Below are 14201 nucleotides of genomic sequence, written 5' to 3'. Positions count from 1 at the left end.
GGCCGTACCGTCCGGTCGCGATACGTCCCGATCTGTACGGCCTTCCGACGATGAAGCACAGGACTTCGGGCAGGAGTTGGCGGCCTCCGCCTGCCCGGCCCCCTACACTCTGCGGGGTTTCCTGTTCGGGTGGCACACGGCCTCGGTGCGGCTCGAAGAACGACTTCCTCGCCGGCCTGGTGGTGCGCTGAGCCATGACGACCGTGATCCGTCCCTCCTGCTGCGACCGCGCGGGCAGGGGGCGTGCCCAGTGAGCCTCGCCCAGCTGCACTACGACTCAGCGCCGCCCGGCCCGGACGGAACCGGTGTGCGGTGCACCGCGGTCAGCCCCGGCGTGCCGCCCACGCTGTTGCGGGAGGCCGAGCAGCTCGTCGGGTACGAGCCTCCGCCCGGCCGCACGGCCGGCCCGGACGCCGGGCAGCTCAGCGGCTTCCCGAAGGCCTTCGGCTTCAGCGGACTCCCCGACGGCGGCATGCTGCTCAGCCGCACGGTGTGCACCGGCGCCGACCACGGCGGACGGCGCGGCACCTTCCACGCCCACGCCGTCCATCTGCCGCCCGGGGTACGGCTGCCGGACGGGGCGCTGCCCATCACCGCCTGGGAGTCGCCGCGCTGGGCCGACGCCACGCCCCCGGGCGGGCGGCCCGAGCCCGTCGAACGGTTCGATCCGTCCGGTCTGCTGCGCCGGGACCGGCTCGTGGCGTTCGCCCGGTCCCGCGCGGACCGGCTGGCCGCCTTCTTCGCCGACCTGCGGACCCTGGCCGAGGGCACCGACACACGGCAGATCGTGCTCGTGGAACAGGACAGCGCCGATGTCGCCCGCTGGATCGCGCTCGCCTGCACCGTCCTGGCGCGCGAGCAGGCGCACCGGCTGACCTTCACCACGTACACCCACCGTCCGCGCCGGGCCGCCCAGCAGATCGTCGGGGCGCTGCCGTCCTCCGAGCCGGCCGGTCCCGGCGACCGGTTCCGGGTGCACGACTGCACCACCGGCGCGGAGGCCGGACCCGTCGAGGACACCTGGGCCGACGTGTGCGCGCGGGTCTGGGCCGCCGGGCGCCCGGAGCTGTTCCGCGACGGCTCCGGCGAGCCGGGGCCGCTCGCCGTGGCCGCGCTCGTCGACGGCGTCCGGCTGCGCGCCGACGGACGTGCGGCGGCGGCCCGCTGGGCCGTCGATCACACCGTCCGGGCGCTTCCCGGGCAGACGCTGACCGCGCTGGTCGCCGCGCTGGCGGGCGGGGCCGATGAGCCGCCTGCCGCGAGCACCCCAGGCACACCAGGCACACCAGGCACACCAGGATCTCGGGAGGTGCGGTACAGCGCCACCGGCACGTCCCTGGACGACGAACCGGCCGCGCTGGCAGCCCTGTTGGCCCGTCTGGACGGGCAGGTGCCCACCGCGGTGTCGGCGCCGCTCGCCGCGCGCGTGCTGGCCTCGGCTGTGCTCGCCCGGGGTCCGGTGCCCCCGCTGGGTGCCGGTTCCCTGACCCCCGCGCTCCGCGCGGAGCTGGCCCGCGACCTCGCTCCGGCCCTGCGCCAGGGCATCGTCGACGCGACCGAACCGGCCGCCGGCCGGCCGCTGGCCCTGCTGCACGTGGCCGACCTGCTCGATGTGGACTGCGCGGACGTGCTCGCGGAGTTCGCGGGCCGCATCGCCCAGGACCTGGTGAGCGGACGGGCGGCGCACCCGGCCGCCACGGAGGGCACCACGCGGCCGGGGCATGCGGCGGGGACCGTACCGTCCGGGCCGGCCGACGCACACCCCGGCCGCCTTCCGGGCTCACCCACCGACGGCCGTCCCGGCTCCCCCGCCAACAGCCGACCGGGCTCCCCAGCCCACAGCCGCCCCGACTCCCCCGCCGACGGCCGACCGGGCGACGGGACCTGTCCCCCGGCCCTCCTGGACGCCGTCCGCGGCCACCCGGCCCTGCGCACCGCGCTGTTCGGGGCGCTGGACACGCTCGCGGCCGCCAACCCGCCCGGGGTCGCGGCGCGGCTGGCGGGATCCGGGCTGCCGGTGTCACTCGACTCCGGCTTCCCGCATGTGCGGATGTGCGTCCGGGCCGACGGGACGGACCGGAGCGGCGGTGACCGGCTCCGGCGGTTCCAGGAGGTGCTGCGCACGGCCGGGGTCTCGCCGCACGCCGAGCCCGCCGTCCTGCGCACCGCCCTCCTCCTGGTGTGGCCGCAGGGCCTGCCCACCGGGGAGGAGGCGGTCCGGCTGCTGGACGAACTGGGCTCGGACGCACACCGGGTGGCCGGCACCCGGGATCTGCTGGTCGAGGCCGCGCTCGCCGCACCGGCCGACGACCCCGCCGTACCGGCCCTCGCGGCCCGGCTGCTGCGCTGCTTCTCCGCCGAGCTGCGCCCCGCGCACCAGGCGTCGCTGCGGCTGCTGGAGTACGCCGGGCAACTGGGCACCGAGTCCGAGGGCGAGGGCTGGGTGAACCGTGTGCTGGGCCTGCGGGACGGGGCCGGCGAGGTCCTGCCGGAGCCGGTGGCCCGGCGGGCCTGCGATGCCGTGGCGCGGCGGTTGCTCACCGCCCCGGCGCCCGAGAGCGAGCTGTACGCGCTGGCCCGCTCGGGCGATCCGGCACTCCTCGCGGCGTACGGACGGATCGCGCGCTCGGAGCGGGTCGGTGACCGGCTGCGCACCGTGCCGTCGTACGCCGCGGCCTGCTTCTGCGACTGGAGTGCGTACCCGCAGACACACACGGCCTGGGACGCGACGCGCACGACCCTGCTGGCCAAGGTGCTGCGACCCGTCGTGCGCGCGCTGCCCGCGGAGGACCTGGCCGAGATCGAGGAGGCGCTGCGCCGCACCGGTCGGGGGCGCCTGGACGCCTACCGCGCGTGGACCCGCCCCGGGGCGCTGGGCAGGCTCGCGGGCCGCCTGACCGGACGCGGGCCGCGCGAGCACCGGCAGGCGGCCCGGCACGCCGGGACGGAGCCGCCGGGCGAGGATGGCCGCCGGTGAGCGTGGGCGGGGCGGGCGGCGTCGCCGCGTCGTCTACAGGTCCATGACGTACATGAGCTGCTGGGTGTAGGCGAGGCTGCTGGTGCCGGCCGAGGCGCCGATGCTGACGGCCTCCAGGGCCGAGCGGATCCGGCCCCGGTTGGGCGGCCCGCCGTCCGCCTCGGACTCCGCCAGCGCGCCGCGGATGGTGTCGCCGTGGACGACGAGTACCGGGTACTCGGCGCGCAGCGCCTCGAGGAGCCCTTCCGAGAGCTCGATGACACCCTCGAGGTTCAGTCCGTGGGTGATGTCGATGCGGCTGCGCTGGGTCATGCCGGCGGGGCGGTTCATGTTCCCGTGGAAGTTGTACGTGCTCACAGTCGTGTCCTGACTCCTGGTCCGAGGGAGGCGGTCGGGGCTGGGGCTACGGCTGCCGACCGCCCGTGGTGATCCGGCCGTCATTGCCGACGATGCTGGAAGCGCTGACGTTACCGAGGTTGTAGGTCTGTGTGCTGATGACCTGAACGGCCTTGTCGTACGAGCGGCTGCCGGTGAACGCGGCTGTCCGGGCAGCCGTGTTCACGTCCGGCAGGACGTCGGCGCGCTTCAGGTCCTCCGGCCGGGCGCCCACGGACTCCTTGCGGTGCGGCCGAGGCCGGTGGGCGGCACGGGCGCCGAGAGGGCTGATAATCGCCACTCGTCCGAGTGAACCGGGTCCGTTGACCGGGTGCCCCGTGCCCGCCGGAACCGGCACGGGCACGACCGCGTCACTGCCGGGGCCACGGTCGTGACGGCAGTGGTCCGCGCGTCGTGCCCATCCGTCCGCCTCCGCCCCGTTCACGCGCTTCACCCTGGGGAGACACCCCAGAGGGTCTGTCGCGGGGTTCCGCCGAGCCGTCGGGCGGCCCGCGGTCCGGCACTCCCCTGTGGCGTCGGACCGCGGTCGGCTCTTGGTACTGCGTCAGTTCCGGCGCAGGTGTCACTCGCAGGACACACCTCCCGCACCAGAGGGGCGATTATCGGCCAATCTCTTTACGTCGGCAGGGACTTGACAGGTGGCGGCTCCGCCCGCTGTGACTGCGGGCCGGTGCCCGCCGCCGTGACCGCGGCGGGCCGGCACGGCACAGGACGGGTGACGGAACCCCTTCCGCGGCACCGGCCGGACCCCAACCCCCGGGGGCGCGCCGGTACTTCACCGAACGACGAGCAGGCCGACGCCGACGCCGTCGGCCGACCTGGTCCACCCGCCGTGCCTCCCGGGCCACCGCGCCTCCCGGGCCGCCGCGCCACCCGGGCCGGGTCGCCTGCCGCGCTCCCCTCTCACCGGGCCCTCAGCCGCCGAGCCCCCTTCGCCCCGCCCCCGTCGTCGCCTCGTCGGCCAGCCGCTCCAGCTCCGCGACCGGCAGGGAGCCCGCCGGCCGGAGTTCCCGCGCGAACCGGTTGGCGAGTTGCTGGAGCAGCTCGTTCAGCGGGGTCGGCATGCCGTACAGGCGGCCGAGGAGGACGATTTCGCCGTTGAGGTGGTCCGCCTCGATGGTGCCGGTGCCGCGCGCCAGGGACTGCCAGGAGGAGCCGCCACCGCGCGGAGCCCCGTCGAGCGGGACCAGGGTGACCTTGTCGCCGCGTGCCGCCTTCTGCTCCTCGGCGCTCGCGCAGGCGATCCCGGCGGCGTCGAGCACGGCCTCCCCCTCGGCCCGCACGCGCGCGTACAGGGCCTGGCCCCGCCCGCCGGCGACGGGCCCGCACAGCGCCTCCAGGGCGGTGCCGAGGTTGTGGAGCAGCTTGGCGTACTGCCAGCGGGCCACGTCCGGCACGACGGGCGCCTCGAACCGGGCGGCCTCCAGGTCGGCCGCGATGCGCCGGGCGGTGTCGTCGGTGCCGTGCGGATACCGGCCCAGGTGCAGGATGCCGGTGAGCGGGCTGCCTGCCGCCGAGACGATGCCGGGTTCCACGAAGGTGGAGGGCAGCCAGACGCAGGCGGCGTACACGTGCCGGAAGCGGCGCAGCGCGAGCCGCGGGCTCTCGACCCCGTTCTGCAGGCACACCAGCGGCAGCCGCTGCTGCGCGGTCCCGCCGCCCGCCGCCGGCGTCTCGGCCCAGCGCTCCAGGGCGGCCACGGTGTCCTGTGTCTTCACGGCCGGCACGAGGACGTCGTCGGCGCGCAGCGTGCCGAGCGGTTCCGGTCCCTCGACGGCGGGCAGCGGGTATGTGAGTTCGCCCTCCGGCACCCGCAGCCGCAGCCCGTGCTCGCCGAGCGCCGCCAGATGCCGGCCGCGGGCGACGAGCACGACCTCACGCCCGGCCTGGGCGAGCCGTCCGCCGACGGTGGCGCCGACCGCCCCCGCTCCGATGATGATGTAGCGCATGGGGCAGAGCCTCGCACAGCGGCCGCGGGTCCCCGCCGGCGGTTCCCGTCACCCTGCCGGAGCGGTCAACTCCACCAGTTTGAGGACGGTGTTCCAGTTTCGGGTGGTGGCGATCAGGTCCTTGGTGCTCCGCCGCCGGGAGAGCACCTCGGCGAGCTTGGAGCGGCCGAGGCCGTCCGGGGCGTACAGGTACAGGCAGCGGTCGCCGAGGCGGAACTCCTCGGGGAGGTGGACCTCGGGGTCGATCTCCGCGAAGCGCTCCGGGGTGACGGGCGCGGAGAAGTAGGTGACGTGCAGCTGCTTGGGCGCGAGGTCGGCGGCGGGGAACGGACAGGCCTCGGCCACCGCCTTCAGATAGGCGTGGTCGCGCACGAGCACGTCGACGGAGAAGCCGAACCGCTCCTCGATCGCCCGGGTCACCTCGGCCGCCAGGGACTCCTCGTCGCCGCGGCCGGTGCTGAAGACGGCCTGGCCGCTCTGGAGATGGGTCCGTACGCCGTCATGGCCGAGGCCTGCCAGAAGCGTGCGCAGCTCGGCCATCGGAAGCTTCCTGTTGCCGCCGACGTTGATTCCGCGCAGCAGCGCCGCATAGGTCGTCATCCGGCCACTTTAGAACGGCCGTCGTGCCCCGTGGGGGCGGGCACGACGGCCGTACCGGGTGCGCCCGGTTGCGCGAAACTCTGGCCGATCACAAGGGTGCGGATCAACACCTACACACAGCTGTGACTTGTTCAACAACCTTTCGTAATCACAAAGTGGATCTCTGTCGGCGGATCGGACATCCCATGAGCGACCCCGAGGCGCACCCCGGAGATCCGGCGATAGATGTAGGGGCCTCCCTCCTCCCCCACGGTGAGCCGGGGGCCGCCGTACTTCACCGGGCAGCACGAGGAGACGTCCTCGTCCGGCCCCTACCGTCGAAGTCGAGCAAGTGAGGACGTGGCGGCAGGGGGCCGTCACCGCACACGAGGGGGATGGCTCGTCATGGGGAACACGGACGTGCGCGTGCGGGGTCTGGCCGCCCGCGCCGGCGGCTGGAGCGCCCGGCACCGCTGGGCCGCCGTCGGCATCTGGGTGCTGTTCGTCGTCCTCGCCCTGGGACTCGGCTCGGCCGCGGGCCGGGTCAACGTGGACGAGAACGACCAGCTCAAGGGCGAGACGCACACCGCCGCGCGGATCATCGACGACGCGGGCATCAAGGAGCCGGCCGGTGAGACCGTCCTGATCCAGTCCGAGGACGGCACCACGAAGGCCACCGGCGGCGAGTTCCGCGCCGCCGTCGCCGATGTCGTCAAGGCCGTCGGGGAAACCGGCAAGGTCACGGGTGTGACCTCGCCGTACGACAGCCACGCCGTCTCCCGGGACGGACGCAGCGCGCTGGTGCAGTTCGACATACGCGGCGACGCGGACAGCGCCTACGAACGGGTCCAGCCGGTGCTGGACGCCGTGGCCGGGGTGCAGAAGGCCCACGGGTCGCTGCGGATCGAGGAGATCGGCGGCGCCAGCATGACCAAGCAGTACAAGGACGCCTTCGGGAACGACTTCAAGCAGGCCGAGTACTCGGCGGTGCCGGTGGCGCTCGGCATCCTGCTGATCGCCTTCGGCGCGCTGGTGGCCGCGCTGCTCCCGGTCGGGCTGGCGATCACCGCGATCATGGCGACGATGGGTCTGATGGGCGTCGTCAGCCATGTGCAGCCGATGAGCGACACCGCCAACTCCGTGATGCTGCTGGTCGGTATGGCGGTCGGCGTCGACTACTGCCTGTTCTATCTGCGCCGGGAGCGCGAGGAGCGGGCGGCCGGGCGGGATGCGGGCACCGCGCTGCGGATCGCCGCCGCCACCAGCGGTCGCGCGGTCGTCGTCTCCGGGGTCACGGTGTGCGTGGCGATGGCGGGCATGCTCTTCACCGGTCTCGCCACCTTCGAGGCGATGGGTCTGGCATCGATGATCGTGGTGGCCGTCGCCATGGTCGGGTCGGTGACGGTGCTGCCCGCGCTGCTGTCGCTGCTGGGCGAGCGCGTCGACAAGGGGCGGCTGCCGTTCCTGAGGCGCCGGCAGCGGCCCGGCCCGGACGGGAAGAGCCGGTTCTGGACCGCCGTGCTGCGGGGCGTGCTGGCCAAGCCGCTGGTCTCCGTGCTCGTGGCGGTCGGTGCGCTGCTGGCGGTGGCCGCGCCCGCACTGGGCATGAAGACGCAGCAGCTCACGCTGGACCAGGAGTTCGGCGACTCGCTGCCGATGGTGCAGACCTACGACCGGCTGAACGAGGCGTTCCCGGGCGGCTCCGAGCCGGCCCAGGTGGTCGTCAAGGCCAAGGACATCGACGCGCCCGAGGTGCGCCGGGCACTGGCCGACTTCCGTGCGCAGGCGGTCTCCTCGGGTGCCTCGCGCGGCCCGGTCGACATCAGGCTGCATGCGGCGCAGAACGTCGCCGTGGTCTCCGTACCGCTGGTCGGGGGCTCCGACATGGACAAGGCCGTCAAGAGCCTGGACACGCTGCGCGACAAGGTCCGGCCGGCCACCCTCGGCAAGGTGCGGGGCGTCCAGGCGCCGGTCGCCGGACAGGTCGCGGGCAGCCATGACTTCAACGACCAGCTGCTCGGCTCCGTCGTCCCGGTCTTCGCGTTCGTGGTCGCCTTCGCCTTCCTGCTGATGCTGCTGTCGTTCCGCTCGCTGACGGTGGCGATCACGTCGATCGTGCTCAACCTGCTGTCGGTGGGCGCCGCCTACGGCATCCTCGTCGCCGTCTTCCAGCACGGCTGGGGTGCCTCGCTGGTGGGTGCGGAGGGGGTCGGCGCCATCGTCACCTGGCTGCCGCTGTTCCTGTTCGTGATCCTGTTCGGCCTGTCCATGGACTACCACGTGTTCGTGGTCTCCCGGATCCGGGAGGCACGGATGCGCGGCCGTACGACCCGGGACGCGATCCAGCACGGTGTGGTCACCACGGCCGGGGTCGTCACCAGCGCCGCCGTCATCATGGTCGCCGTGTTCGCGATCTTCGGCACGCTGTCCATGCAGTCCATGAAGCAGATGGGTGTGGGCCTGGCCGCGGCGGTCCTCATCGACGCGACGGTCATCCGCGGGGTGCTCCTGCCGGCCGTGATGGCCCTGCTCGGCGAGCGCAACTGGTACCTGCCCAAGTGGCTGCACCGGCTGCCGGACCTCACCCACGACGAGTACCCGGAGCCGGTCGCGGCGGACCCCGTGCGCGGCGAGGGCGAGCGGCTGGGCGTCTGACTCCACGCTCCGGCTCGGCACGCCGACTCCGCATGCAGATTCCACGCGCCGATTCCGCACGCTGATTTCACACTCCGATTCCGCACGCTGATTCCACGCGTCGGCACAGGGCCCGTTGGTTCCCGGGAGGGACCAACGGGCCTTCGCGGATCCGCACCGGATGCGGACTGCCCGGGGCCCGGCGCGGTCCGTCCACGGGGGCGCGCTCTACATGCGGCGGCTCGCGGCCAGTTCCGCCTCGATCAGATCGGCCGCCCGCCGGGTGCCGCCCTCCTCGGCCATCCCGGCCTGGATCTCCTTCAGCCGACGGGCCACCTCCGGGTCGTCGACCAGGGCCAGGGCCGTCTCGCGCAGGCGGTCGGCGGTGGCCTCCTCGGTGGGCAGGCGCCGGGCCACGCCGAGGGACTGGAGCATGTCGGCGTTGCCGAACTGGTCGGCGGCCTGCGGTACGGCGATCATCGGTGTGGCGGTGGCCAGGCCTTCCTGGCTGCCGCCCGCACCGGCGTGCGTGACGAACAGGTCGGCCTGCCGCAGGACGGCCAACTGCGGTACCCAGTGGTGCACTTCGGCATGGGCGGGTACGTCGCCCAGCTCGGCGACGTCCACATGCCTGCCGATCTGCAGCACCAGGTGCCAGCCGGGCAGGTCGCCGAAGGCGCGCAGGCACTCGCGGTAGAAGCCGGCCTGCTTGGTGAAGGCCGAGCCGAGGGAGACCAGGACCACCTTCCCGGCCCCGTCCGGCCGCTGCCAGTCGCCCTGGTCGGCGCGGTCGCCCTGGCAGGCGCCGACGAACGTGTACACCCGCTCGTCGACCCGGTCGGCATGCGGCTGCAGCGCCTTCGGGATGAGGACGACGGAGCGGGCGGGACGGCCGGCGAAGGAGTCCGGGTGCTCGGTGATCCCGTTCTCCGCCAGCCAGGCCTCGAAGCGGGCGTAGTAGGCCCGGCCGCGCTCGGTCTTCCTCGGTTCCGCCCACATCGGCTCGGCGACCTCTTCCTCGTAGCCGTCCCAGGCGACGAGGTTCGGCGAGAGGGAGACGGCCGGGACGCCCCAGCGGTGCGCGAGGACGCGGGCGGGGTAGGAGGCGATGTCGTGCAGGACGAGGTCGGGCTCGTCACCGGTGTAGGCCTCGATCAGCCGGGGAAGCGCCTGGATCGCGTCCGCCAGGAAGGGTTCCACGTTGTCCAGCAGGGTGGTCCCCCAGGCCGCGGGGTCGGCATCGGGCCCGGGCAGCGTGCTGGTGTAGGGCACGGGCCGGGCTCCCGTGGCGGCCACCTTCTCGGCGAAGGCCGGCGGGATGGCGTACGTGACCCGGTGGCCCCGGGCGACGAGTTCGCGGATCACCTCGAGACCGGGGTTCACATGGCCGTGGGCGGCGATGGAGAACATGGCGATATGGGCGCGGTCGTTCGGAGCGGTCATGCCCCCGAGGCTAGGCGAGACGATACGTCTCGTTCAATTCAATTACGGCGCCCGTGGTCAGCGCTGATACCGGGCCAGCACCAGGTTGCCGTCCTCCTCCAGACGTCTGCGCAGGTCGGACAGGCCGATCGCACCGCTGTAGTACTCCTGGAAGGCCGGGGTGGCCACCTTGTCCTTCCACTCCGGATAGCCGCGCACGGACTGGGCGGGCGCCGGCCGGAGGCGGGACGCCAGCGCGGTGCCGGTGGCCCAGCCGTTCTTCGCGGTGTGCAGGGCCGGGTCCTTCAGTGCCTGGGTGCCGGTGGGCAGCATCCAGTCACCGAGGGCGAGGCGGACCATGTTCTTCGGCCGCAGCAGGAAGTCGATGAACGCGGCGGCCTCCTTCTTGTGCGGGCAGTCCGCGGCGATGGACAGGGTCTGCGGGCTGACGCCCTGGGTGAGTCCGTCGGTGCCCGCGGGGGCGGGCAGCACCTCCCAGTCGAAGCCCTTCGGGGCCTGCTGCACGATCTGCTGCCGGTAGGAGAAGCCCAGCGGCACCATCGCGTACCGGCCCGCGAAGAGGCCGGGCAGCGTGTCCGAACCACCGCTGCCCAGCGTCGATGCGGGGGCGCTGTGGTCGATGGCGACCTGATCGCGGACGGTGCGGGGCACGACCTCGTCACCGGCCTCGAAGCGGACGGTCACCTTGCCGTCGGCACCCCGGTGGAAGAGCTGCCCGCCCGTCGACAGCGCGAGGTTGAGGGTGGCGGACACCGGCTCCTTCAGCGGCCACGCCACGCCGTACCTCCCGCCGCCGCTGAGCCTCCTGGTGACCTGCCGGAACTCCGCCCAGCTCCAGGGGTGTCCGGGTGTCGGAATGCGCACCCCTGCCCTCCGCAGCCGGGCGGCGTCGGCGATCAGCACCCGGGGCTCCTGGAGGAAGGGCACACCGTAGATCCCGTCCCCGAAGGCCGTCGTGCGCCAGCTGCGCTGCGGGATGCCGGACCGGAGCCGGGCGGGCAGCAGACCGGTCAGGTCCGCGAGATAGCCGCCGTAGGCGAAGTCGGCGAGGTCGTCGGAGGCGTCGTGGATGATGTCCGGGGCCTCGCCGCCCTCGAAGGAGGTGAGCAGCTGGTCGTGGACGCTGTCCCAACTCCCCTGCACGTACTCGACCCTGACGTCCGGGTGGGTCGCGTTCCACTCCTTCACCAGTGCGCGGTTGGCGGCGACGGACTCCTGCTGCCAGGCCAGGGACTGGAAGCGCAGGGTGATGGGGCCGCCGTGCCGGCCCCCCGGCGAGCAGCCCGCGAGGACCAGGAGGAGGGCGACGAGTGCCGTGGCGGCTCTGGTCCTCATCAGCTCTTCACCGCCCCGGTGAGCAGCCCGCCCGTGATCCGCCGCTGGATCAGGGCGAACAGGAGCAGGGAGGGCAGCGTGGCGAGGAACGCGGCCGCGGCCAGCGGACCGAGGTCGGCGACGCCCTCCGCGCCGATGAAGTGGGTGAGGACGACCGGGAGGGTCTGCTTGCCGGGGCTCTTCAGCAGCACCAGCGCGAAGAAGAACTCGTTCCACGCCGTGACGAACGCGAACAGCGCCGTCGCCGCGATCCCCGGCGCGAGCAGCGGTGCCGTCACCGACACCAGGATCCGCAGCCGCCCCGCCCCGTCGACGGCCGCGGCCTCCTCCAGTTCGGCGGGTACGGCCCTCACGTGGCCGACGAGCATCCACAGCGCGAACGGCAGTGCCCACACCACGTACACCATGACCAGCCCGGGCAGGGAGTCGATCGCCCGCAGGTGCTTCAGCACCAGGAACAGCGGGATGATCACCAGCACGAACGGGAACGCCTGGCTGACCACCACCCATCCGGTCGCCGCCCGGGACAGCCAGGACCGGTGCCGCGCCATGACGTACGCCATCGGTGTCGCGAGCACCACGGCGATGACGGCGGCGGCGAGCGCCACGAGCAGGGAGTCGAGGGCGGCGTGCAGCAGCGGCTGCTCGTCGAAGGCCTGCCGGAAGTTGTCCAGGGTGGGGTGGCGCGGGATCCAGGTGGGATGGAGGCTGCCCAGTTCGCGGGGCGCCTTGAACGCGGTGGACAGCAGCCACAGGAACGGGAAGGCCAGGAAGACGAGGTAGGCGAGCAGGGCGGCGTACTGGCCGGCGCGAGCCGCGGGGCGGGTCCTCATGCGTGCTCACCGTCCCGCAGCCGGCCGGCCAGGAACACCGCGAGCAGGACCGAGACCACCGCGACCAGCACGCATCCCATCGCCGCCGCGTAGCCGAACTGCCCGTAGCGGAAGGCTTCTTCGTAGGCGAACAGCATGGGCAGCCGGGTCTTTCCGCCGGGCCCGCCGTTCGTGAGCACGTACACCAGGGCGAAGGAGTTGACGTTCCAGATCAGCTGGAGGGCGGTGATCGCGAGCGCCACGGGCCGCAGGGCGGGCCAGGTGACCGTGCGGAAGCGGCGCCAGGCGCCCGCGCCGTCCACGGCGGCCGCCTCGTGCAGTTCGCGCGGAGTGTTCTGCAGCCCGGCCAGCAGGGCGACCGTGGTCTGCGGCAGGCCCGCCCAGATGCCGACGACGATGACGGCGGGCAGTGCGGTGGCCAGGCCGCTCAGCCAGTCCCGGCCGCCGCCCAGGCCCAGGCCGCGCAGGGTCTCGTTGAGGATGCCGGCGTCCGGGTTGTATACGAGCCGCCACATGATGCCGACGACGACCTCGGGCATGGCCCACGGGAGGATCGCGAGGGCGCGGGCGAACGGGCGCAGCCGTAACTCCTCGTTGAGCAGGAGGGCGAGGCCGAGGGCCAGCAGGAACTGGGGCACGGTCACGCCGACCGCCCACACCAGCCCGATCCGGAACGACTCCCAGAACAGCGTGTCGTGCCACAGGTCCTGGAAATTGAGGACGCCGGTCCACCGGGTGGCCGCGGTCCGGCCGGACTGGGCGTCGGTGAAGGCCAGCAGGATGCCGTACAGCAGCGGGCCCACGCTCAGGACGAGGATCGGGATCAGTGCGGGCAGGACCAGGAACCAGGCGCCGTGACCGGCCGCGCGTCCTGCCGCGCGTCCGGCGGCACGTCCGGCCGGTCGTCGGGCTTCGGCCACTGACGTCACGGGATCAGCTCCTTCGCCGGATCCGGTTGGCGTGTTCATGGTCGTGAAGGCATGACACCTCGTCAAGGGCCCGCGCACCCGGTGCGACCTGTACGAATGCGAGACTGGCCGGAGAACGGGCACGCACACGGCACGGGAAGAACGGCACGGAGGCGGACGATGGACGAGGCGCGGGCGCGGGACCTACTGGCCGCGGCGAAGGTGCTGCCGGGCCCGGCATGGGACGCACGGCTCCTCGCCCTCGGTGAGAACGCGGTGTTCGCCGCCGGTGACCTGGTGGTCAAGGTGGGCCGCGACGCCGAACTGCTGGAGCGGGCCCGGCGGGAGCTGGACATCGCCGGCTGGCTGGCCGGTGCGGACGTACCCGCGGTGCGGGCGGCCGAGCCGGAGCCGCTGCTGGTCGAGGGGCACCCGGTGACCGTGTGGCACCGGCTGCCCGAGCCGGTGCGGCCGGCCGAGCCCCGGGATCTGGCACAGCTGCTGCGGATCGTGCACGCGCTCCCCTCTCCTGCCTTCCCCCTCCCGCCCCGGGAGCTGCTGGGCGGTGTGGAGCGCTGGCTGCGGCTGGCGGACGGCGCGATCGACCCGGAGGACGCGGCGTACCTGCGCGAGCGCCGGGACGGCTTCGCGACGGCCGCCGCCGCGCTGACGCCGCGTCTGACGCCCGGCCCGATCCACGGCGACGCGCTGCCCCGCAATGTGCACGTCGGCCCCGAGGGTCCGGTCCTGGTCGACCTGGAGACCTTCTCCGCCGACCTGCGCGAGCACGACCTGGTGGTCATGGCCCTCTCCCGCGACCGCTACGGCCTGCCCGCCGAGGCGTACGCCTCCTTCACCGAGGCCTACGGCTGGGACGTGCGGGAGTGGGAGGGCTGCGGAGTGCTGCGCGGCGCCCGCGAGACGGCCAGCTGCGCCTGGGTGGCCCAGCATGCGCCGAGCAACCCCGAGGCGCTGGCCGAGTTCCGCCGCCGGGTGGCGTCCCTGCGGAACGGGGACGAGACGGTGCGCTGGTATCCGTTCTGAGCGCCCGCGGAGGAAGGGGCGCGCTGTCTGTCGGAGTCCGCGGAATGTTCGTGGCCGGTCCCGACACCGGGCTGGTCCCGCCACCACGGCGCGGCCGCATGCC

At 73.5% G+C, this 14201-nt stretch carries 11 protein-coding genes; 3 read left to right on the top strand and 8 right to left on the bottom strand.

Translation table 11 applies throughout. The features are described from left to right. The first annotated feature begins 250 nt into the window (after positions 1 to 250). Positions 251 to 2977: a GTPase-associated protein 1-related protein gene (locus tag ACZ7P3_RS33910; protein ID WP_472087538.1), complete on the top strand. Its 2727-nt coding sequence runs from the start codon at positions 251 to 253 to the stop codon at positions 2975 to 2977. Between the two features lie 33 nt (positions 2978 to 3010). Here the strand turns inward: ACZ7P3_RS33910 and ACZ7P3_RS33905 are convergent, their stop codons facing one another. The 4 genes from ACZ7P3_RS33905 to ACZ7P3_RS33890 all read right to left on the bottom strand — a co-directional run bounded on the left by ACZ7P3_RS33905 (position 3011) and on the right by ACZ7P3_RS33890 (position 5922). Beyond that, positions 3011 to 3334, bottom strand: a complete 324-nt coding sequence (locus ACZ7P3_RS33905; protein WP_472087537.1) for a hypothetical protein — start codon at positions 3332 to 3334, stop codon at positions 3011 to 3013. A gap of 46 nt (positions 3335 to 3380) precedes the next feature. After that, entirely contained in the window at positions 3381 to 3653 is a 273-nt protein-coding gene (locus ACZ7P3_RS33900) for a hypothetical protein (RefSeq protein WP_472087535.1), read from the bottom strand. Between the two features lie 634 nt (positions 3654 to 4287). Then, the gene (locus ACZ7P3_RS33895; RefSeq protein ID WP_472087533.1) at positions 4288 to 5322 is read right to left on the bottom strand and encodes a ketopantoate reductase family protein; all 1035 of its coding nucleotides are present in this window, start codon (positions 5320 to 5322) and stop codon (positions 4288 to 4290) included. Positions 5323 to 5370: 48 nt separating this feature from the next. Next, positions 5371 to 5922 carry a DUF1697 domain-containing protein gene (locus tag ACZ7P3_RS33890; RefSeq protein ID WP_472087532.1) on the bottom strand — a complete coding sequence of 184 codons (552 nt, stop codon included), beginning with the start codon at positions 5920 to 5922 and terminating at the stop codon, positions 5371 to 5373. Between the two features lie 384 nt (positions 5923 to 6306). Between ACZ7P3_RS33890 and ACZ7P3_RS33885 the strand changes: the two genes are divergently transcribed. Next, positions 6307 to 8556 carry an MMPL family transporter gene (locus ACZ7P3_RS33885; RefSeq protein WP_472087531.1) on the top strand — a complete coding sequence of 750 codons (2250 nt, stop codon included), beginning with the start codon at positions 6307 to 6309 and terminating at the stop codon, positions 8554 to 8556. Between the two features lie 207 nt (positions 8557 to 8763). Here ACZ7P3_RS33885 and mgt read toward each other — a convergent pair whose 3' ends face one another. From mgt to ACZ7P3_RS33865, 4 genes are read right to left on the bottom strand one after another with little or no spacing between them, the layout of a single operon-like run. Beyond that, positions 8764 to 9978 (bottom strand): macrolide-inactivating glycosyltransferase, encoded by a 1215-nt coding sequence (gene mgt, locus ACZ7P3_RS33880; protein WP_472087529.1) that lies wholly within the window; start codon positions 9976 to 9978, stop codon positions 8764 to 8766. Between the two features lie 57 nt (positions 9979 to 10035). After that, a complete protein-coding gene (locus tag ACZ7P3_RS33875; RefSeq protein ID WP_472087527.1) occupies positions 10036 to 11313 on the bottom strand; it encodes an ABC transporter substrate-binding protein in 1278 nt (425 codons plus the stop codon). After that, on the bottom strand, positions 11313 to 12146 hold the full coding sequence (locus ACZ7P3_RS33870) for a carbohydrate ABC transporter permease (protein ID WP_472087526.1): 834 nt from the start codon (positions 12144 to 12146) through the stop codon (positions 11313 to 11315). Before ACZ7P3_RS33870 ends, ACZ7P3_RS33875 begins: the two co-directional genes overlap by 1 nt. Then, the gene (locus ACZ7P3_RS33865) at positions 12143 to 13075 is read right to left on the bottom strand and encodes a carbohydrate ABC transporter permease (RefSeq protein WP_472087525.1); all 933 of its coding nucleotides are present in this window, start codon (positions 13073 to 13075) and stop codon (positions 12143 to 12145) included. The genes ACZ7P3_RS33870 and ACZ7P3_RS33865 overlap by 4 nt, the downstream gene beginning before the upstream one ends. Before the next feature lie 159 nt (positions 13076 to 13234). Between ACZ7P3_RS33865 and ACZ7P3_RS33860 the strand changes: the two genes are divergently transcribed. Then, complete coding sequence (locus ACZ7P3_RS33860) at positions 13235 to 14098, top strand: phosphotransferase enzyme family protein (protein WP_472087524.1); 864 nt, start codon at positions 13235 to 13237, stop codon at positions 14096 to 14098. Positions 14099 to 14201: the final 103 nt, after the last annotated feature.

This window comes from Streptomyces sp. NPDC107581, from assembly GCF_055657175.1.
Note: the sequence above shows the minus strand (reverse complement) of the source record. Positions and strands in the feature narration are given on the sequence as shown.